This is a genomic window from Halomonas sp. ABH4_019, from assembly GCF_056159885.1.
On record NZ_JBSWWC010000001.1, the window covers coordinates 458,235 to 478,467 of the forward strand.

19 protein-coding genes and 3 pseudogenes are annotated in these 20,233 nt (G+C 55.5%); 8 read left to right on the forward strand and 14 right to left on the reverse strand.

The annotated features are described in order from the left end of the window. Positions 1-346 precede the first annotated feature (346 nt). The gene (locus tag ACXAFN_RS02115) at positions 347-565 is read right to left on the reverse strand and encodes a hypothetical protein (protein ID WP_474985776.1); all 219 of its coding nucleotides are present in this window, start codon (positions 563-565) and stop codon (positions 347-349) included. Between the two features lie 160 nt (positions 566-725). Here ACXAFN_RS02115 and ACXAFN_RS02120 point away from each other — a divergent pair, with 160 nt between their 5' ends. Both ACXAFN_RS02120 and ACXAFN_RS02125 read left to right on the forward strand, forming a co-directional pair. Further along, positions 726-1,166: a LexA family protein gene (locus tag ACXAFN_RS02120; protein WP_474985777.1), complete on the forward strand. Its 441-nt coding sequence runs from the start codon at positions 726-728 to the stop codon at positions 1,164-1,166. Next, positions 1,163-1,432 (forward strand): annotated as a pseudogene (locus ACXAFN_RS02125) (Y-family DNA polymerase); the annotation flags it as partial. The gene ACXAFN_RS02120 and the pseudogene ACXAFN_RS02125, both read left to right, overlap by 4 nt. A 780-nt stretch (positions 1,433-2,212) precedes the next feature. Here ACXAFN_RS02125 and ACXAFN_RS02130 read toward each other — a convergent pair. The 3 genes and pseudogenes from ACXAFN_RS02130 to ACXAFN_RS02140 form a co-directional block, all read right to left on the reverse strand. Further along, positions 2,213-2,518 carry a hypothetical protein gene (locus ACXAFN_RS02130; RefSeq protein ID WP_474985779.1) on the reverse strand — a complete coding sequence of 102 codons (306 nt, stop codon included), beginning with the start codon at positions 2,516-2,518 and terminating at the stop codon, positions 2,213-2,215. Between the two features lie 29 nt (positions 2,519-2,547). Beyond that, positions 2,548-2,718 (reverse strand): annotated as a pseudogene (locus tag ACXAFN_RS02135) (IS3 family transposase); the annotation flags it as partial. 560 nt (positions 2,719-3,278) lie between these two features. Beyond that, positions 3,279-3,737 carry a transposase family protein gene (locus ACXAFN_RS02140; protein ID WP_474985781.1) on the reverse strand — a complete coding sequence of 153 codons (459 nt, stop codon included), beginning with the start codon at positions 3,735-3,737 and terminating at the stop codon, positions 3,279-3,281. 482 nt (positions 3,738-4,219) lie between these two features. Here ACXAFN_RS02140 and ACXAFN_RS02145 point away from each other — a divergent pair, with 482 nt between their 5' ends. Continuing rightward, a complete protein-coding gene (locus ACXAFN_RS02145) occupies positions 4,220-5,170 on the forward strand; it encodes an IS481 family transposase (RefSeq protein WP_474985783.1) in 951 nt (316 codons plus the stop codon). Between the two features lie 646 nt (positions 5,171-5,816). On the opposite strand, the gene ACXAFN_RS02150 is transcribed toward ACXAFN_RS02145, so the two are convergent. The 4 genes from ACXAFN_RS02150 to ACXAFN_RS02165 form a co-directional block, all read right to left on the reverse strand. Continuing rightward, complete coding sequence (locus tag ACXAFN_RS02150; protein WP_474985785.1) at positions 5,817-6,341, reverse strand: PDDEXK family nuclease; 525 nt, start codon at positions 6,339-6,341, stop codon at positions 5,817-5,819. A 611-nt stretch (positions 6,342-6,952) separates the two neighbouring features. Next, positions 6,953-7,504, reverse strand: coding sequence for a hypothetical protein (locus tag ACXAFN_RS02155; RefSeq protein ID WP_474985786.1), 552 nt, complete (start codon positions 7,502-7,504; stop codon positions 6,953-6,955). Positions 7,505-7,631: 127 nt separating this feature from the next. Beyond that, positions 7,632-8,069 carry a hypothetical protein gene (locus ACXAFN_RS02160; protein WP_474985788.1) on the reverse strand — a complete coding sequence of 146 codons (438 nt, stop codon included), beginning with the start codon at positions 8,067-8,069 and terminating at the stop codon, positions 7,632-7,634. 25 nt (positions 8,070-8,094) lie between these two features. Continuing rightward, entirely contained in the window at positions 8,095-9,048 is a 954-nt protein-coding gene (locus ACXAFN_RS02165) for a metallophosphoesterase (protein WP_474985790.1), read from the reverse strand. Positions 9,049-9,934: 886 nt separating this feature from the next. On the opposite strand from ACXAFN_RS02165, the gene ACXAFN_RS02170 reads away from it, so the two are divergent. Continuing rightward, a complete protein-coding gene (locus tag ACXAFN_RS02170; RefSeq protein WP_474985791.1) occupies positions 9,935-10,489 on the forward strand; it encodes a hypothetical protein in 555 nt (184 codons plus the stop codon). A 118-nt stretch (positions 10,490-10,607) separates the two neighbouring features. Here the strand turns inward: ACXAFN_RS02170 and ACXAFN_RS02175 are convergent, their stop codons facing one another. Continuing rightward, positions 10,608-11,384, reverse strand: coding sequence for a hypothetical protein (locus ACXAFN_RS02175; protein ID WP_474985793.1), 777 nt, complete (start codon positions 11,382-11,384; stop codon positions 10,608-10,610). 171 nt (positions 11,385-11,555) lie between these two features. Here ACXAFN_RS02175 and ACXAFN_RS02180 point away from each other — a divergent pair, with 171 nt between their 5' ends. Next, positions 11,556-12,800 (forward strand): IS256 family transposase, encoded by a 1,245-nt coding sequence (locus tag ACXAFN_RS02180; RefSeq protein ID WP_474985795.1) that lies wholly within the window; start codon positions 11,556-11,558, stop codon positions 12,798-12,800. An 85-nt stretch (positions 12,801-12,885) separates the two neighbouring features. Continuing rightward, positions 12,886-13,245, forward strand: a complete 360-nt coding sequence (locus tag ACXAFN_RS02185; protein ID WP_474985797.1) for a hypothetical protein — start codon at positions 12,886-12,888, stop codon at positions 13,243-13,245. Positions 13,246-13,386: 141 nt separating this feature from the next. On the opposite strand, the gene ACXAFN_RS02190 is transcribed toward ACXAFN_RS02185, so the two are convergent. Beyond that, complete coding sequence (locus ACXAFN_RS02190; RefSeq protein WP_474985799.1) at positions 13,387-13,854, reverse strand: very short patch repair endonuclease; 468 nt, start codon at positions 13,852-13,854, stop codon at positions 13,387-13,389. A gap of 40 nt (positions 13,855-13,894) precedes the next feature. On the opposite strand from ACXAFN_RS02190, the gene ACXAFN_RS02195 reads away from it, so the two are divergent. Together ACXAFN_RS02195 and ACXAFN_RS02200 are read left to right on the forward strand one after the other, a co-directional pair. Beyond that, positions 13,895-15,604: a DNA cytosine methyltransferase gene (locus tag ACXAFN_RS02195; RefSeq protein WP_474985801.1), complete on the forward strand. Its 1,710-nt coding sequence runs from the start codon at positions 13,895-13,897 to the stop codon at positions 15,602-15,604. A gap of 170 nt (positions 15,605-15,774) precedes the next feature. Further along, positions 15,775-15,960 (forward strand): leucine zipper domain-containing protein, encoded by a 186-nt coding sequence (locus tag ACXAFN_RS02200; RefSeq protein WP_474985803.1) that lies wholly within the window; start codon positions 15,775-15,777, stop codon positions 15,958-15,960. Between the two features lie 471 nt (positions 15,961-16,431). On the opposite strand, the pseudogene ACXAFN_RS02205 reads toward ACXAFN_RS02200, so the two are convergent. From ACXAFN_RS02205 to ACXAFN_RS02220, 4 genes and pseudogenes are all read right to left on the reverse strand, one after another. Continuing rightward, positions 16,432-16,545: pseudogene (locus tag ACXAFN_RS02205) on the reverse strand (IS481 family transposase); the annotation flags it as partial. Between the two features lie 155 nt (positions 16,546-16,700). Then, positions 16,701-17,480 (reverse strand): DUF6339 family protein, encoded by a 780-nt coding sequence (locus tag ACXAFN_RS02210; RefSeq protein ID WP_474985805.1) that lies wholly within the window; start codon positions 17,478-17,480, stop codon positions 16,701-16,703. Beyond that, positions 17,477-18,379, reverse strand: a complete 903-nt coding sequence (locus tag ACXAFN_RS02215) for a hypothetical protein (RefSeq protein ID WP_474985806.1) — start codon at positions 18,377-18,379, stop codon at positions 17,477-17,479. The genes ACXAFN_RS02210 and ACXAFN_RS02215 overlap by 4 nt, the downstream gene beginning before the upstream one ends. Further along, positions 18,376-20,232, reverse strand: a complete 1,857-nt coding sequence (locus ACXAFN_RS02220) for a hypothetical protein (protein WP_474985808.1) — start codon at positions 20,230-20,232, stop codon at positions 18,376-18,378. The genes ACXAFN_RS02215 and ACXAFN_RS02220 overlap by 4 nt, the downstream gene beginning before the upstream one ends. Position 20,233: the final 1 nt, after the last annotated feature.

Below are 20,233 nucleotides of genomic sequence, written 5' to 3' on the forward strand. Positions count from 1 at the left end.
ATATTTCAATGAATTGCCGACTTACATATCACCTCTGGGGGAATTCAGGGGGAGCACTTGAAGCGCCAACACCGACTCCCTCCTGCAAGAGGAGCTCCCCACTCCGCTGGCGCACCACCTGCTCGATTCTCAAAGCGATAGCCTCCGGGAATTCCGGGACGGTTCAAGCTGATACCGTTCGAGGATCTCTTTCACCAGCTGCTCGTCCTCGTCAACCAGTACCCACCAAGGGCGCTGGAGGATATCCGTCCGAGGGGATCGACGCGCCACACCACGCAGCTCCGAATGCCTCGCCCAGATCGACTCCTGCCGTCCAGAGGTGAGCATCAGCAATCCGATGGCCTGTTTACAATCGCTGCTTGCCGTCAAGCTCCACCACCATGTCGGCATGCTGAGCGGGCTTTTGCTCGTCGACCACCAGCAAGTCACCTTCCATCAGCGGGCCGCCCACGCCGGCGTCATCGCTCATCTCCACCAGGTGGCAGGTGGGCTTGAAGCGCGTCAGATCATAGCCTTTCAGCGTGGGGTGGTCGATGCCCAGACACGCCGGGCCCAGGTAGCTCACTCGCATGTCGTCACTGCCAATTCGTGATCCTGCCACCAGCCGCGCCAAGCCGGGCCCGGCCGCCTGCGTCCCCTAGCCTGTGCTCATATTAGCGTTTGCCTAAGGGTGCGCCGGTGTCGAATGCTGTACAAACGAACAGTCTTTGACGAGAGGCACCGCCATGTGCGATCCCGAGATCCACCATCCGCATTCGGCACCGCCATACCGCGCCCTGCCCCATCCGCTGGCCACCATCCGCGCCGGCATCTCCGGCTTTCCCTCACCGGCAGAGGACTACGTCGGCCGCACGCTCGACCTCAACGAGCGGCTGGTAAAGCGCCCTGCCGCCACGTTCTTCATGACCGTCACCGGCGACAGCATGGTCGACTTCGGCATCCAGGACGGCGACACCCTAGTGGTGGACCGCTCCATCGACTCTCGCCCCGGGCATATCGTTGTCGCCCTGCTCGACGGCGAGGTGATCGTGAAGCGCTACGAGACGATCGGTAAGCGGCCCTACCTGTGCTCTGGCAACAGTCGCTATGCGCCGATCCCGGTGGCAGACCTGGACTGCCAGGTGTGGGGCGTGGTGCGCTCGGTCATCCACGAGTACGCCGTATGATTGGGCTGGTTGACTGCAACAACTTCTACGTGAGCTGCGAGCGCGTCTTCCAGCCGCGGCTCGAGGGCGTGCCGGTGGGCGTGATGTCCAAAAACGACGGATGCGTGATCGCCCGCTCCAACGAGCTCAAGGCCCTGGGCGTCGAGATGGGCACCCCAGCCTTCGAGCTACAGCAGTGGGTCAACCAGGGCCGCATCCGCCTGCTCTCGTCCAACTACGGGCTCTACGGCGACATGTCGGCGCGGGTGCGCGATGTGCTCAAGGAGTTCTCCGCAGGGGTGAACTCGCAACTGGATTGCTGTGCGTGACTTTCCCCTCAAGATCCAGTGCGGATGGTAATGCCAGCTGTAAGAGATTCCGATGAAGATGTCCTCGATATCGTCCTTACGAGCGTCTACAAGGCACGCATCCCCCAGCCCTTCCGCGAACCTGTCACAGGGACGGATCGTCTCCATAATGACGTCATCGACGTTCTGACGGGTCATCTGCATGAAGCCATGGCGCTCAGGATACCCAGAACCGAATACGAACTCCCCACCGGTCTCCATCCAGAAGATCATCTGAATCAGGTCAATGGCTTCTTGACCGATATGCCTTCCTGTGTTATTGGCACCCAGCGTGTCGCGAATGATGGTCCTCAGGTCACTTGCCTCGATCATTTGAATTGGTCTCCTTTCGTTTGTCTGTGCCTATATTTATCCCTGAGCGTACTGTGAATATAGATATATCTTGTTACCAATCGTCATGTTCAGGGGCCTCCTCCCCTCCCTCATCTGTCCTAAACCGTCTGAGCGTACTGTGAATATAGATATATCTTGTTACCAAGAGGGGGCGAGTGAGGATGCCATCGGGAGCGCTGAAAGGGGATTGACGAGGGTAAATAGGGACAGCCTCCTAAGGCTCAAACGAAAAGGAATGACATCCATGGCAAAACGCAAGCCCAAACTCGACACCAAGCACGAAAGCCCTGAAGCATCCGAATCCCTCGGTAAGCGCAAAAAGTTCACCCCGCATGACCTATGCTCCCTCCAGCCCTCGAACCTCAATCAGGAAGCCTTCCTCCGCTTGGTCTTCGATGAGGTGCCCTTGATCACCGCCACAGGCCCAGCCGGCACAGGCAAGACCTTCCTCGCAATGTAGCAGCCCTCCAACTCGTCCTCGACGAAAGCACTCCGCACGACAAGATCATCCTCATTCGTTCCGCCGTCGAAGCCCGCCAGCAAGGCTTCGTGAAGGGCGATCTGGAGGACAAGAACGCGCCCTATGAGCCTGGGTACCACCAGATCGTCCAGAAGCTCACACCAGCCTTCTGTGAACCGTAACGGCTTTCTCTGAAACTCGTTGGTTAGCATCAGGCCGCCTTCTTGACCTGACGCTGTTACTAATAGTACAGGGCCTCTCGCTCAGCCGGTGGCATATCGCCTGCAGCCTCCAGTAGCCGCAGGTGATTGAACCGATCGACCTACTCCAGGGTGGCGAGCTCAACGGCTTCCAAGTACCGCCATGGCCCGCGTTGGCATTTCACTTCGGCCTTGAACAACCCGTTGACTGAACCACATCTCTGACACCCACGCCTGATCATGGCAGTGCCTCATATCGGCGAGGTGAAGGCCTGTGGAGGCTTTTCACAGCCTTAGAAGGGTGATCTCCAACCCTTCACAAGATCGTCAGCTGTATGCGCTCTCAGAGCCATGTAGACACATCTGCCAAGTTAGAGGGGCTTCGCCCCCTCGACAGTGATGCTCATTCCTCCGAAGGCGACGAGATTCTGAGGACACTCATTTGGGCAATCTCCATTGACGTTGACAGAGCGAGGGTGCCCCGTCGTGCATCCTCATAGAGTTTCAAATGAAGGATTCGGTAATTCTCTTTTCTAAGCGCCTCTCTGGTCAGGCACTATCTTTCTCCGAGCTGCAAGAGAAACACAGCAGGACAAGGCGAGTCGAAGATGACTGAGCATGATAGAGGATGACCACTCTGAGTGGGCACGGACATCACTATTGAGACCGTCGGTCCATATGTTGCCTCCAATCATCAAGCCCGAACTCGTTGACAAGTCGATGCCATGACGATGAGGAGGTGCCGGTCCGGTCGATTCCAATATCAACTATTTCACTTTGCTCGTGGATTCAGCCCTGACTTGCGGCTGACTACGCGTCCTTGGGCATCCTTGACCTCGATTTCGCCATAGAGCCCCTCTTCTCGAAGGATCTTGATGACCGTATTGGTCGAGATAGCCCTCCCGTAATCTCGGATCTGTGTGGCAATCGCGTTGGCCGATCGATAACCCCCAGACTCAGCCATATCGATGATCTGACGTCTCACATCCATTGACAGCTTGCGGGCTAACCGATGCGGCCTCTTGGACTTGCTCTTCAGCGCCTCGAAATCTCCATTTCGATACGCCCTCAGCTGCTTTCTCCACCGGTAATAGACGCTTCGATGGATGAGCAAGTGCTCACAAGCATCACGCACTGTCATCTTTTCCCGCTTGACAAGCCTCTCGACCTCCTCAGCGTTTCTTTTTTTGGCCTTTTCATCGAAGGCACGGCATCGCTTCGCATCTTCCATATTTTTTCCGAGAGATTAGAGACAGACCATACCGCAAGGAGAGTAAATAGAGGTAACAGCAAGGTCAATGGCAGCATCCAGCGGGCTTTACGCTACAGGCGACTTTCCGCGGACGACGTCTAGGTGCAGCCATTGGATGACCATAGGTGCCAAACGGTCGCCTTGGTTAAGGCATGCCTATAGATAGTTATACAGATTCAGCATCATAAGGAGGACCAACGCAATGCATAGGAATCTCAATCTAGAAGTGTCACTAACTCATAGCATCAAAGAGGAGGCAGAGAACGAGAAATACTACGATGCAGTTGTCAAATCACTTTCCAAGCACTCTTGGGAACACATGGTGACATTGAATTTCATAGGAAAGATCAATGAAGCTGACGCTCAGCTTCTTCTAGATGTGATCTCTCGATAGGTTGTTCATCCGGAGCCTACCCGAAAGACTGGAGATGCGAACCAACCAACCTCTCCAGGAGGCCCGGATGAACACCCACAAGAATGCCCGTCTCACTCCGCATGGTCGAGCCCTGCTGGTCCGCCGCGTCGTTGACCATGGACTCCGGCCCGAGGAGGCCGCCCAAGCGCAGGGTGTCAGCGTACGGACCGTCTACAAGTGGGTACGCCGCTACCGGCAAGAGGGCGAGGCCGGGCTGCAGAACCGCTCGTCGCGGCCCTATCGCTGCCCTCATGCGGTCTCAGGCGAGCTCCGCGGGCAACTTATCGAGCGACGCCGACAGCGCCAGACCTATCGCCAGATCGCCGAACGGCTGGGCATCGGGCACAGCACGGTCGCGCGACTCCTCGCGCGCGAGGGACTGAACCGGTTGGCCGCTCTCGAGCCTGCCCGGCCCGTCAACCGCTACGAACATGACGCTCCGGGAGCGATGCTGCACCTGGATATCAAGAAGCTCGGCCGCTTCGAGCAACCGGGGCATCGGGTCACCGGTGATCGCCAGCAGAATACCCGTGGCGCCGGGTGGGAGTATGTCCATGTCGCCATCGACGACCACTCGCGGGTCGCCTTCGGCACCCGCTACCCGGATGAAACCGGCTGGAGTGCGTGTTACGCGCTGCTGGACGCCATGCGCTACTACCGAAGGCTGGGGGTCCGTTTCACGCGGGTGCTCACCGATAACGGTGCCTGCTACCGATCCCGGGCATTTCACCGTCTGTGCCGGCGCCTGAGGCTAAAGCACAAGCGCACCCGACCCTATACGCCTCGAACCAATGGCAAGGCAGAGCGGTTCATTCAAACCGCACTGCGCGAGTGGGCGTATGCGTGGTCCTACGAGAGTTCGGAGCAGCGAGGCCAGCACTTGCCGGCCTGGCTGCACCAGTACAACTGGCACCGGCCCCATGCCAGTCTCGACTACCGACCTCCGGTCAGTCGGTTGGGGCTTTCCGTGAACAACCTGGTGGGTTTACACATCTAGACAGGTTTATCAAGGACCTCAACATCAAGACCTTTGGAAAGCGTTCGAAGAAGTCTGTAACTCTCATCCCTGCGTTGGAAATCTGCCAATCCGGGATCTATCATATCCATCTGCTAATCAAGGACCCAACCCAGTATATTGGTAACGAGGCCCGTAGAGAGGAATTTGACCTCAAAGAGGCTATCAGGGAATGCTGGGAATCCACTGATCGGAAATGCGCTAGCGTGATGAAGTCTTGTCCCGATGGCAGCTCATGGTTCAAGCCGGTGACAGACTCTGAAGGTGCTGTTCGCTATATCACCAAGGAAATTATCAAGGGAAACCGCTGTGTCATCCAGTTCGATCAGTACCGTCCAGACGGCAAACGGATTTACCCATAACGCCTCACGCTACCATCCCCTACACCAGTCTCTGAGTCATCATTCGGTACTGATTCGGCAATCGAGACACCTACAGGATATCTTCTCCAAGGTAATTCTCGGTGTAGGGGGGATCATTTTCCTCCATACCTGCGCAGCAGACCTATTGGATTGATCCGACCGTATATTCTGAACTATCTGATCAGCAATACTCAACTCCACCTTTCCAATATGGCGTTTAGCATAACTGGCCGGCTTTGGAGCGCCGATCTGCGCTGGCGCACTTGCTAGAGCAAATGTCGCAGGTTTGTCGGAAGGACATACTCTTCACCATGCTCTTTTGCTCTATCACGCAATGATTCCTCTACTTCCTTACGAATATCCTTCGGTAGATCCACAAGCTCATTCGTAAACCGTTCAACACCAAGCTCAGAGTATGAGGCTGGAAAAATCTTGGTGGCGATGAATCCATGTGGAAATTTCTGCTTAATTGCTCCCTCAAAGCCAAAGTAGTAAAAAAGGGTCTCAGTAGTCAGCTGCACCCAATACGGAACACGTACAACGTTGTATCCGAGCTTTTCTGCTATGGCATCCTTCTCCGCATCCACCTTGATTTTGAGGCTATTCCAGTAATGAGCATCTCCATCAAACTCCACGACCGTGGTTATACCGTCTATCTCGTACGCCATGTCCCATCGTCGACGACTGCCAGGAACTTTCAACTCGCGCCCTCGCCAGGCGTTCTCCCCAACGATTTGGCGGAGAGCGCCTTCCAGCTTCTTCTGTAACAGATAACCCTCAATTTCAATCATAGCCTCTCAAACACCGATAAGTGTCCTTGATGACTTGTCCAGAAAGCCGGCTTTTAATTTAAGCTGTGTACAGACTTCTGGACCACCATGAAGATGGCGATTGTACGCCAAACCTGAAGTGATCTTGCCATGCAATTTCCTCAGAATGAGCATGAGGACACCCAGCCTCGGTCGGCACCTGTATTGGATCGCACGCTACAGCGCCATCTCTTGGGCGAATGCTAGATGGGCTTCTTCATTGACCAGGTTGCTGTAATCTTCCCTTAGGGTTTCACCCTAACCGGCGCCTCTTACCGCGGCGTGTATTCCGGTGTCCTACGCTCCCACCTTAGCGCCCAAGGATCGTCTTGTCTCGGTAAACCTAGCCTGACGATTTCCTTACCCAGCTCCCGGATGTGAAAGTCGACGGTGGCCAGCAGTCGTTGGCTGCGGTTGCATTCAGCCTGGCTCTACTGGGCATCCTCAGCGAGAGCTGGAGGCGAACGTCGGCGGTGAGGTCAAGCAGCATCACTCCGCATTCTGGTAGCGGTAGCCCCGGAGAATGATAACAGCAAGACCTCTAGGGCATCGAAACCTGGAGGCAAGGCCTGTCAGGTAGGCGCTCACAGGATTCACTCGATGGGATTGCCCGACTGGATCGAGAAGCCGTTGATCCAGCGCTGCCTCCCGACGATGTGCTCGTGGATGAACATGTACCGGACTGTCTTGCTACTCAACACGGTCAGGCAGTCGCTGACATAGCGTTCAGGGACAGACATCCAGGCATGCCATGGGCCGTCCCTCCGCTCTCGGGACAGTACCGCCACGCCTAAGGGGCACTCGAAGACCGGGACCTGAACGCCACGGTACGGACGGAATTGGGGCACACCGTTGCGATCACGCTGCTGAACGTCCCGCACCGTCTCACTGAAACCTTTCGGACTTGGCTCGGCGGAGAGCGTGATCACGAACTTCTCCCCTGCACGTTCCTCGGGATCGAAGCACTTGCCACTGATCTCCAGCCAGTTGCGGGACTCGAGGATCCGATCCTCCAGCCTCACCCACACCGGGCTCATCCTCAGGTTGGTATTCACTCCCAGCTCGACCCGGAAGTCGTACCCCGTCAGCCACATCGAAAGGAAATCGAAGGTGTCTTGGCGCTTGCGTCGCGTCTTTCCCGGCATGATAGCGTCCTCATGCGCACCGATAACCACGCAGGTCGATCGCGTAGCAGCCCTGCCCGAGCAGCCGACTCTCGAGAGAATAGATCAGGGGCCCCACGGATGCAGCATAGCTCCGTCGTTGGACACGCTAAACTTGGCGTTGCACCGTGACATTCCTCCCGGGCTCATCGTCGTCCCAGAGCAACACCTGCCCCGGCACGTACCACTTCTTTGGCGGAGTCGTCATCTGCACCTTCCCGTATCGCAGGCTCGTCACCTCGATGCCGAGCTTGAACACGAGGTCGAGGTCGTAATATCCATCGAACTCGGCCACCTTCACCGCCTCACCGGGCACCACGTCGTGATAGGTGTAGTCGGCGGCCTGCAGGGTCAGCGTGTCCTCATCCGCCGTCATGAATCCTGACGGCGCCACCATAACGGTCGCCAGAGGCTCATCCGAGTCATTGATGAAATAGAGTTCTCCGGATCTTCGACCACCCTGCAGCGCCAGCCAGAAGCGGGGACGTCTGCTCTCCCATACCGGCTGCCAGGTGAAACCGCCTTGAAGCCGTTTCGGATCCTTCATCGAAGACTCCTTCACTTCTGCCCCGTCATGAGTTGGCGCTATGCTCCACCCATTCGAAACGGCACGGATTCAATGTGGCCTCTCCATCCCATCGGTAGGCGCACAGTTTGCCCTCGACCCCGCTGGGGGTCTGGCTAGCAGCGATGCTGTAGTCGAGACAGGCGATGTGGGGGCTGAGCGGTTCGGGAGTGCCGGTCAGCCAGTAGTGACCGACGAACAGCGGCTTATCGCCGTCGTAGCCCGGGAGCACGTCTTCAGGGACGGGGTCATGTGGAATCTGCGCGATGGCCTCCTCCGGCACCATCGCCAGATCCCGATAGGTCAAGGCCTCCTCTCGCCACCAACGGGTACGTATGTGCTTGCGGGGATTCCCGTCCTTGTCATGGAAGGCATGGCCCCGGGGCAGCGGGAGCTCCAGCCCCTTGAGCACGGTCTCCAAAGCGTCGTAGGCGGCACTCCCCTCGCGTGCCACGGCTGGCCAGGCGCCGGAGAGGAGACGCTGCTGCTCGTCGAGGTAGTCCGCCAGGATCTCCTGGGAGGGACGATGCCAACAGGCATGGATGACGCGCAGGCCGTTCAGATCCAGGTAGAGCGGCAACGTCTTGAACCAGGCGATGTGCTCGTGATGCATGGAGGTGCCCTCCCCCACCTGCTCCAGGTAGGCCCGATGCTGACGGCGGTTCTTGTCGCTGTGGGGGCGAAGCGGCATACCGGGACGCTCAGGATCCTCGCTGGCCCAGGCCACGGCGTTGTATTCGTGATTGCCCATCACGGCGAGGGCCTGGCCAGCCTCGACCATGCCACGGGCGATACGCACGACCTCGACCTGCTCAGGTCCTCGGTCGATGAAGTCGCCAAGGAAGATCACCTGGCGTCGCGGATGACACCACACGCCTCCCTGCTCACGATAGCCGAGTTTGTCGAGCAGCTGCTTGAGTGGCTCGGCATGACCGTGGATGTCTCCGATCAGGTCGTACATGCTCCCTCCCTGGTTGAATTCCCCTGCTCGCCTGTCATCGTCATTGCTTCACTACCGGGAATCAATGCCGAGTCAGAGCCCGCCCGTGGCGTTCACGGAGGCCCAGCTGATCGCCTCCCGGGAAGCATCCCCGATGATACCGCAAGGGTCAGCTGCAAGGTGTCTCCTGCCGGTTAAGCCAGTCTCGTAGATCGCTCAGGGCCGCTCACGGGTGGTTAGAAGAGCGGCCTCAAGGGTCGTGGGCAAGGAAGCTTGAGTGCCCCCTCGTCATCGAACCACTCTCCATGCATCTGCCGCTGAGCGATCAGCCGACAGGATCAGAACGGCCTTGCCTATCGCCTATGGTTCTCATCGAAGTCCTTAAACAGATTCTTCACCATTTGCGGCTTCCAATTGCCCTTCATCCCAGACAGCGTCTCCTCTTTCAGAGTGTTCAAGGTGTGAGCAAGGTCGGTATAGCTAGCGCACTCCTTGAATACGTCTCTCCCACACTCGATCGCTCCTGGGCAACCATCAACGCCACAGAAATCTGGGATGACCGTGGTGGCAATCAGTTCCTGGAGACGCTTGCGCCGGGCTTGCTTGGCCAAGGCTGCTGCGTCTGTCGCCGCTGACGTATTCCTACGTAATTTAGGCATCGAAATCTCACACCACAGGACCTCTACGGGCTTTAACGACGGTGCACTAAATAGACTCTGAGATCCAGAATGCGGACCGGTGTGCGGCCGGGTGTGTGAGGATCTCGTTCTTCACCTGTGACTCTACGCTTCTATAGCGGGATACGCACTTGAGGATCACAACTGATATGAGTAGCTGCAGCGCCCATCAAGCAAAGGCGGCGCATTGAGTACATTATTGTCTAAAGGAAATGAAGGAGAGTATTAAGATGCTTAACCCAACCATCAAGAAGCCGATAATCACCAATGACGATAGAGTTCAAGACCCTACGAGGAAAGCACACATTGAGATGCTCGCCAGACAGCCTACACGGTACCATCTCACCTTGACATTCAAGTATGGCGTGAATGAAAAATCAGCGACATCCCTACTCAACACCTTTCTGCTCTACTTGAACAGAGCAATCCTTAAGAACCGATACAACAAGGGAAGAGATCATCTCAGGGGCTTCGTCGTGAAAGAGGCGACACCAAGCATGGACAACATCCATTTCCACATGATCATATCTGATGAAAGCAACATGCTGCCTGAGCCAGAGAGGATGGAGGAGATCATCCAGAAGAGGATAGCCAATTCAAACCAGAAGGTTGCTCCAGACAACAGAATCAACAGGTACCTGTTACAAGAGTACTCGAACGATGATGGCTCCAACAAACTTGAGCACTACCTGACCAAGAACTTTGAACGAGCAACCCTCACTGAAAAACAGAAGATCAATTCAATATGCCCACTGGGGCATGAAGGTGTCACCTTCGATTCTTGATACGAGCTATGAATAGTCGCTTCACGTCCCCTCTCCCTGTCCTCAGAAGGATGCTGTGACTGTTAGCTGAAGTGGCCCACCTGGAGCGGACACCCCGATAAGCCTCATAGCTTGATGACTAGTTGTCGTAGTCGTCATAGAGGGGCATAGATCCGAACTGCCCACCCTCGTCACGGAAACTATGCCCCATATCCCGCCCCCCATCCTCTTCCTGTCCTGGGCCGGGCACGACACTAGTGAAAAGATCTCTTATCTCTTTCAGGGAATCACCCAACTGAGTGTTGCGCACCTGCCTGGCAGACTGTTCTTCTCGAGAGAGTTGCCGGCGCGAGCTACGACGCTGGCTCTGCGTGGCAGATTTACCTGACGCTTTCCTTTTGGGCTGCTGCGGCCCCCCGACGATAGTCCCCTCCTTACTATCAGGCTTGAGTTCACGCGCCCGCACGTCCCAGCAACGGCGTTCGGTATAACCCCACCCATGTTGCTTCGCTGCATGTCGGGCCTGGGCTTCAGCCTTGGGCTGCGCTCTGGCCTGTGCCTTGGCCTGTACCTTGGCCTGTGCCTTGGCTTTCTTGCGCTCAGCTCGACGGGCCTCCCGGCGACGCTTCGTTAGCAACGCCTGTCGTTCTCTCTCTTTCTGTCGGCGCTGCTGAATAATTGCGTAATCCGTGTCGCCTGCCGGCGTTTCGGGGGTGAAGGCAGGCGGGTGTAGCTTACGCTTGTGTCGTTTGGAATGGGGGCGGTCAGCGGGGTGGCGCATGGGCGGCGCGGGATGGCACTCTGTTTTAACTGGCACCTCCGGAGCGGGCTCGTCGGAAACCCAGCCGCAACCACCACAAAGTGGGCAATTAGGAGCATCAATGGCGCCACCCTGGCACCGTGGACAGAATTCCATGAACACTCCTAGCTATGTGATGGATTCACGTACTTAACATATTAGCAAATCCCCGCTGAAGGGTAAGCGAAGAGCTATGGTGGTTTCTGGTGTACGGGAGGAGGTAGGAAGGGTGGCGTATCTTGTTGATTGATCACGACCAAGATCTCAATCAACAAGAGCGGATATGCCATGATCGATTCTACCCTCCGAGCCCTGTCGCAGCCAGAATCCGAGACTTCGGACCCGTTGCACGAGCTGCTGCGCCAAGGGGCAAGAGACCTGATCGCCAAGGCCGAGTTGGCCACCTTCCTGGCACAGTATGCCGACACAATCCTGGAAGACGGTCGGCAGTCGGTGGTACGCAACGGCTATCTGCCGGAGCGCACCGTGCAGACCGGCATCGGTGACGTCACTGTCAAGGTGCCCAAGGTGAGGGACCGGAGTGGCGTCCAGGCCTGCTTCAACAGTACCCTGTTGCCGCCCTATTTGAAACGGGCCCGCAGCGTCGAGGAGCTGATTCCATGGCTCTATCTCAAGGGTGTCTCCACCGGCGACTATCAGGAGGCCCTGTCGGCCCTGCTGGGTGACCAGGCCAAGGGCCTGTCGCCCAACACGGTCTCGCGACTGAAAGCCCAGTGGCTCGACGAGCACCAGGCTTGGTGTCAGCGGGACCTGTCGGACCGCCGCTATGTGTACTGGTGGGCCGATGGCGTCTACAGCAATGTGCGATTGGATGATCGGCTGTGTTTGCTGGTGATCGTTGGCGTCACGGCGCATGGCCGCAAGGAGCTGGTCGCCGTCGAGGATGGCCATCGCGAATCGGAAGCCAATTGGAAAGAGCTGCTCACGGGCCTGCGAGAGCGTGGCCTGACCGAGGCCCCCAGGCTGGCGATCGGCGATGGCGCGCTGGGTTTCTGGAAGGCGCTGAGCAAGGTCTATCCGACCACGGCGCACCAGCGTTGCTGGGTCCACAAGACGGCCAATGTGCTGAACAAGCTGCCCAAGTCGGTGCAGCCCAAGGTCAAGGCCGACCTTCACGAGATCTGGATGGCGGAGACGCGCGAAACAGCCCATCAGGCCTTCGACCGCACGCTGAAGCGCTTCGGCGCCATGTACCCCCAGGCGATGGACTGCCTGGCCAAGGATCGGGACGAACTGCTGGTGTTCTATGACTTCCCGGCAGAGCATTGGGTGCGCATCCGCACCACCAACCCGATCGAGTTGACCTTCGCCACGATCCGCCTGAGGACGAAGCGAAGCCGGAACTGCAGCTCCCGGGACACGACCCTGGTGATGGTCTTCAAGCTGCTCCAGTCCGCCCAGAAACGCTGGAGGCGGATCAAGCACTTCCAGAAGCTGGAACTGGTCGTCAGCAACATCAAGCTCCAAGACGGGGAGCAGATAGCCGATCAATCAGACAGGACTGCGGCCTGACCGCCATCCACCAGATTTGACGATAACTCCGACAGGCTCTTCCATCCTGCTATACTGTATAAAAACACATTCTCAAGGTGTCGACATGCAAGCTCAAGACAGCGGCAGAAAGCCTTCACTGGAAGAGATCAAGCAGCTTCTTTCAGAGAGACTCAAGCTGGCAGAACGGCTCATCAACGAAGACATGGAGAATGGTGTATTTACCGTAGAAGATGCCGATTCATTTGAAAGGCTCCATGAAGTGACTGATCCGAACTGTTATGTCAGTGATGACGGCGAGCCTGCCTCTTCCATGGAGAAAGACCTCCAGAAAAGTTTTGAGACGGAAGACTGGATCAACTACTGGCAGACGCTCATCGATGCACTGGACTCATGGCTTCGCTGCGGCATGGAAGGAAGTGCAGTTAAGCACCTAAATGATGAGACCCTGATCGAAAGATTCTAGCGAAGCGGAGATCAGGATCACGCCTGCACAGCAAGAAAGATGGAACAAAGATGCAAACCTGCATCGGGGTGCACAACCTGGTATCATGGCCTGGATGGCGGCTGGAGGAGGCCTTAAACCATCTTCCGAAAAAAGTCAATTTCATGAGCAGCAAGATCGCCTCCTTGGGGGCATGGCTGGCCACTCCTGGTACTGGTTGACTGCTTCGATCATTCTGGGGATGTCAGATAAGGAATCCCTGCAGTGCTTGATGCCACACTCCCAGATCACCAGAACACGCCAGCCCAGGTGCTGGAGCTCCAGGTAGGCTCTGTTGTCTCGGCGGACGTTGCCAAGGAACTTCTCCTCCCAGAACGCCTGCCGCGTCTTCGGAGTCGTCGTGTAGAAGCAGCCTGCATGGCGGTGCCAGAAGCAGCCATGCACGAATATGACCAGCCTGTGGCGTGGAAGTACCAGGTCCGGAGAGCCAGGAAGGCCCTTGCGATGAAGGCGGAATCGGTACCCGAGGGAATGGAGGTACCTGCGCAGGAACAGCTCTGGCTTGGTATCACGTCCCCTGATGCTTTGCATCATGCGTGAGCGGGTCGTGCTGTCAACGACGTCGTTCACGCCAACCTCCTGATCATGAACACATTGCAGGTTTTCAACAATGACGAAGCCGGTTCAAATAGTAGATCTGTTCGCGGGCCCCGGGGGCCTCGGCGAAGGCTTCAGCTCCATCAGGAGACCGGATCGCAGCCGTCAGTTCAAGACGCTGGTGTCGGTCGAGAAGGAAGCATCGGCCCATCGCACCCTGACCTTGCGTGCTTTCTACCGCCTCCTGCTCGACAGCGGCAAGGGCATGGATGCCTACTTCGAATACCTGCAGGGTGGAGAACACCCGCTCAACAGGGAAGATGTCAGCGATCTGTGGCTGGAAGCTGAACAGGAAACGCTACGCCTAGAGCTCGGCGGTGAGGCCGGAAATCATGCCCTAGACGAGCGGCTGCAACAAGGCCTAGACCATACCCAGGACTGGGTCCTCATCGGTGGGCCGCCCTGCCAGGCCTACTCCGTTGTCGGGCGTGTCCGCAATCGCGGGAACAAGGACTACCGTCCAGAAGAAGACAAGAGGCACTTCCTCTATCGCGAGTACTTGGATGTCATCGCCAAGCACTCCCCAGCCGTGTTTGTCATGGAGAATGTCAAAGGAATCTTGACCTCTAGGGTCGGCAAACAACGCATTTTCGGCCAGATTCTCCAAGACTTGCATGACCCGATTACCGCCACCAACAGGAAGGCCGCTGCGGAGGCTACTGATCCGGAAGAGCAATATACGATTTTCTCACTCGCTGATGATGGTGTGTACTACCCCCGGTCTTCTGGAGATCTTTTATCCAAAGATCCAGAACCACTCAGTGAGGAAGAATACCTATCGTTTGTGGTAAAGGCAGAAGATTACGGGATACCTCAAGCACGTCACCGTGTAATCCTTGTTGGCGTAAGAAACGACCTCGTCAGCCGAATCGGAGCACCCGATCTTGCAAAGCTGCTTCGCATGCGCAGAATCGATAAAGATAAACGACCAACAGTCAAGGACGCAATTGGCGAACTGGCAGACCTCCGCAGCGGCTTAAGTCGCGGTGATAGTAAAGAAGCCTGGTATGCAACCATAAAGCGAGTTGCTGAAAGAGTTGCAAGTGAACTCCGCTCACACCCAAGTGATCATATTGAAAAGTCTGACTTGAAGCGCATGGACCTACTTTTGCGCAAGGTTGCGACCCCCATCTCTGAAAGACTTGAGCGGAGACATGAGCCAAAAGCAAAACCAGAGCCAAAACTGCGCGGTTCGGAGCTTGAGATTTGGCTTGAAGGCGCCATGCCCAAAGATAATTGGGGCCTCTGGTACAACCACGAAGCCAGAAGCCACATGGAAGAAGACCTTGCTCGTTACCTCTACTGCGCGGTCTTCGCCAAGGTCATGAAGCGATCCCCGATAGGTACCAAGGACATTCACCTAGAGTATCTAGCACCAAAGCACGTGAACTGGAAATCTGGAAAGTTTGCTGACCGTTTCAAGGTAGTGCTGGAAGATCAACCGTCGAAGACTATTACCAGCCACATCTCAAAAGATGGGCATTACTTCATTCATTACGATCCATATCAGTGCCGCAGCCTGACGGTTCGCGAAGCGGCCAGGTTGCAGACCTTTCCGGATGACTACTACTTCGAGGGAAACCGCACCGAGCAGTACGTACAGGTCGGCAATGCTGTCCCTCCGCTGCTCGCACAACGCATTGCGATCAAGGTGATGGAAGTACTGGATAGAGCTCAGCAAGAAAAGCTCAACCAGCCTCATTCACCAGCACTAGAGGCCTGAACCAAGACACCCGCAGTGTCAAAGCCTCACGCGGCTTGAGCACGCTACGCAGGCTGGGTGGGGAAAACAGGGGATTCAACAACTAACTGTGATCTCTAGATAGGTTGTTCATTCTGAGCCAGCCCGGAAGACTGGAGATGTGAACCAGCCAACCGCTTCAAGAGGCCCGGATGAACACTACCAAAAATGGCCGTCTCACTCCACATAGTCGGGCCCTAATGGCACATCGTGTCATCGACGAAGGAATACAGCCAAGGGAGGTGGCTCAAGCCCAAGGTGACAGTCTGAGAACGATCTACAAGTGCGTCCCTCAGTTCCGCGAAGAAGACCACCGGGGCTTCAAGACCGTTCGTTGAGCCTTGGTGAAGCCCTTGTGCGACCGGCGCCGCCGCCATGGAGCAGGTCATCTAACGTCGTCGGCAGCATCAACCTATCGCCAGATCGCCTAGGCGCTGGACATCGGTGTCGGCACGATGGCGCGGATGCTCAAGCGCAAGGGGCTAAATCGAAGGAGTCGCCATCCTGGCAAGGCAGAGTCTGTTCATTCAAACCGCGCTGCGCGATTGTACCTATGCTAAGTCTTACGAGAACTAAGAACAAAAAGACAAGAATCTGTTCACTTGGCTCCAACAGTACAACTTGCATCTGCTCCATGCCAACCAGGACTACAAACCTGTCATTAGCCGGCTGGGGTATTCCGTAAACCACCTAGTGGGTTTGCAAAATTAACGCCCCACGACGACAGGTCATCTAAACAGAGGTGGAGGCATTCTCAGGCCAAGATGTAGGAGCGCTTATGCGGTCAACCATAGACACCGCCTCCCCCAGATGATCCCAGTGGCAACGCCATCCTGACGAGCCAGCTCGCTATCCGTGATGCTGGAGAGCACTGACTGCGTATTGGCACGTATTGTCACTTTCTTGTGCAGTTTGATATCCATGCAAGTACTTCTGGATAAATTTCTGAAGCATCGGCCAACCGCAATCATGGGTAATTTCAATATGCAACCTGGTCATCCGGGACCTCTCACGTAGGCACTTGTACTAAACAGTATCGCAAGACAAGCCAATACATATCCTCATTATCATTACTGTCTCAAGAAGAAGGCACTTCCAACTGATTAACTGCGTAATCAAAAGCTTGGACAACAACCTCTTCAAGCTTTTTATCATCAAGCAGCCCGAGCATTCTTGTCTGACTGGTTGCTCTTACCCTTCTTGTCACAAGACGCATGACCGGCTCCATATTGATGTTTTTCTGACGGCGATTTCTCCACTCCAGCCCAATAAAACACGCAACCCTTTTATCTGATGCTAGTGAAGGCCGTTCAATTATCTGAACCACTGCGTCTTCACTCATCTCGTCAATCAGTACCCAAGGGTTCTCATACTCAGACATCTCAAGTAATAAGGCATTGTTGCGCAGCCAAAGCCGACGAAGAAAGTTACGAGGCCCACCGTGAAGACGGTCACGGCTGATTCCCTTGCCTTCCGCAGAATGGCGCCATACCGCAATATTGAGCAGATCAAGGCACGTTAAGCCAGCCCAAGCTGCCGCACGCAGGGTGTCGCCCCCGGCTTTGCGAAAAAAAACGGTCCGTTCGAGGAGACGGCAAACTCCTCTGTCAAACGCCTGCTGACGGGTAACACTCGGATATTCGGGATACCCTTGCTCACGCGCAAGATTCTCAACGTCTCGAATGAAACGTCCTCGATCCACACTAGGAACCTCATAGCCTCCAGAAAGATTCCAGTGAGGCCTCAACTCAAGCTTCTCAATGATATAAGATGCCTCTTCAGGTCCCACAAGACCCTGGTTTAGTTGAGCAGCCACCAGATCCACCTCGCCTTTGTCGAGTCTAGGCAGCAGTATCATTTTTGTACTCCTTGCTGTGCCGCGAGCGCGTTCAGGTACGCGTGAAACTGGCCTGGAGCATGTCTTTGAACCTGCCGTGCAGCTTCAATAGTGCCGAAAGCACTTTCTAGCCAGTGCCCAGCGACCTGCCCTAGGGAAACTGCGCCAAACTCATCAATTGCCTCAAACTCCCACTCGTCCCCCAGCCCCAAACATCCAGTTGTTATCTGGCTGATTACATCAGCCATTACCGAATGCACTGTCTCCGGGTCACCTTGGCGAAAACGGCTTGCGAACTCCTTCTGTAGAGAGTTGACATGGAGCCTGACTGAAGAATCGAATGCAGCCCTAGGATCCCAGTCAACCTGCAAGTACCAGAGCGCACCCCTCCATTCCTGACCGAGCAAACACCCAAGGTCTGTCTCACTCACAGGGAAACGGGATACATCCCCTTCAAGCCTTATTCGTTTATTATCCTGCCAAACGATACTACCTTCATGTACTGGAGATATTGGCGAACAGGGAGTCGTGACTGACCTAGAGAGTATGATAATCACTTCCAAGTGCAGAACGTCAGCAAGGGGCTCACCATCCTGATTCAGGTCAATATAAACCACGGGGCTTTCAGGGTCTATTGAATATCGGTGCATCCAACGACCAGCCGGGATAGAACCAGCTCCAGTTCCAACTGTGACAAGCATTTGAAGCTCTGTTTCTTCCGGCGGAGTACGCAGAGCCTCGTAGCACTTATCGAGATTAATTTCGATATCTCGGCACAACCTCAAATCAGTCCCGTTATCCCACTCGTCCACATAATCCGGATCAACATACAGGCTGCCTGTGGCAAGCTGGACGCTCCATAGCGATGTGGATATAGCCTCGTCAGGAATCGTAAGGAATGGAAGGACAGCCTTTTTCATTGATTACCCCCCCATTTCCGAAGACGTAGGCCCACCGCCACATCATCGGGAACCAGCACTCTGGCAATCCACCTTCCGGAGGCATCTGGCGAAAGCCTCGCTGATGCAGTCATACGGGAACCATCAGGAGAAATCCACTCCAAAAACTCAGGATATCCAGTGGCCTCGTCAGGATCTTTCATATTTCCATCAATCATTACTGCAGGTATAGCCTGAAGTGACTGACCGAGGAACTCTTTGCTTACCGTAAACTCGAATTCAGCTATTGGGTTACCCAAATTATCCATTGTTAGGCCAAGAGCAGCTGGCTGAGTGAAGGGCGAGTTTTTTCCACCACCTCCTGACCCACCTTTTGACATACCAGCACCTCCACTCCTAGAACCCGGGAGCAAACTTCCCATGGCCGTTGAAGGCCTTGCCAAAGGCACTTCTTCAACCGCGTCAGTGGTCGGGTTTTCAGCCTTTACATTAATTTTTTCCCGAATCCTTCTCAGCGCCACGTTCACATAACGTTTCTCATTTGAACGTTTCGGTAGAGACTCCGGCTGCCAGTCATCGTGCGCAGGTGGTTCAGATTTCGCGAATGCATTCTCAATATCAGATTTCTCTGAGCAAACAAAAACCCCTCCCCACTCTTCGAAAGAATCCTGTTGATCAGTTCCTTTTTCATATCTAACCACAAGCTGAGCGGGTCGCATTAAAGCAACATGATGGAGGCGTTCAGGAATAATGCTCGTGAGACTATTATCAGAACCATCCAGAGGACGAGGCGGCAAGAGCCAGCGGCGAGGTCTAGGCCGCCCCCTAGCAAGGACCAGCCGACCAAGGTCTCTTTTCGGACTCTGACATTTCACTGTATCCGATTCAAGTAAGCTGCTATCGTCAACAGTCTCCTCCCTCAATGCATTCATCGCGTTGCAAAGAAGATCTAGAGGCGCAAAAGTCTCAGGGTCAGGGACCTTGCTCCACTCATCCTCCCCCCATGCAATGAACGCGTTTAACCGCTTACCTTTTGGCGTGGTTTTCATCATCCTTGGCCAGAAATACCACAAGAGATACTCTGTCAAAGCGTTGACCACGTCACGGGACTCGTCGGGTAAATGAGGCGCAAGTATCATCAGGGTTGTCCCCCGCTCATCAGCCCCCTCCCCCCGTTGGGGCATACCGATGGCCTGAGAGAGCCACTCCGCCATGTGTCCAGTCACAGGATCGACCGTTTCGTCGGTCTCTCCACTACTTTGCCCCCACCAGTGCCTGCCGGTATACTTTCCCGGTACAGCTTTGCCCATTTGCGCGGCCATAAAGCGCCTGACCGGAACTCCGTGATTTTTAGTTAAAGTGTCAGCAATTATGCAATGCGCCTGACTAGCCCGATAGAGTGTTGCTTTTCCATATCCGTAAGTACCTCCCCCACCCTCAACATCCCGAGCGGCACCAACGTTTCGGAAGAAATTTACAAAATCTGCGTTCTCTTCAGGAGCTGGCTGTTGATTGGCTCGCGCAGGACCACCCAACCCTGTCGTCCCGAAATCCGCAATTTCAAGAACCTGAACTCGCGATCTGTTCAGAGCATTTTTCAGGTTTCTAGCGGCACTGGATTCTTCAGGCAAGCTACCAAAAATAACCCGTAAACAAATCCTTCTTTGCTCTTCTGTAAGGTCTCTGACGCGGACATAAACGTTCGCCTGACCAGTCACAGGGCATGTTGCATCACAGGAATTCTGAACAGCCTCTCGCATCAGAACTGCAAGCAACTCTAGCGATGGAGTGCCCAGAAGGTTCTCAAAACCTTCCGCAGACAAGTTTCCATCAGCACTGAAGGGCTCTGAACGTCGACTAAGCAGCATACTCAAG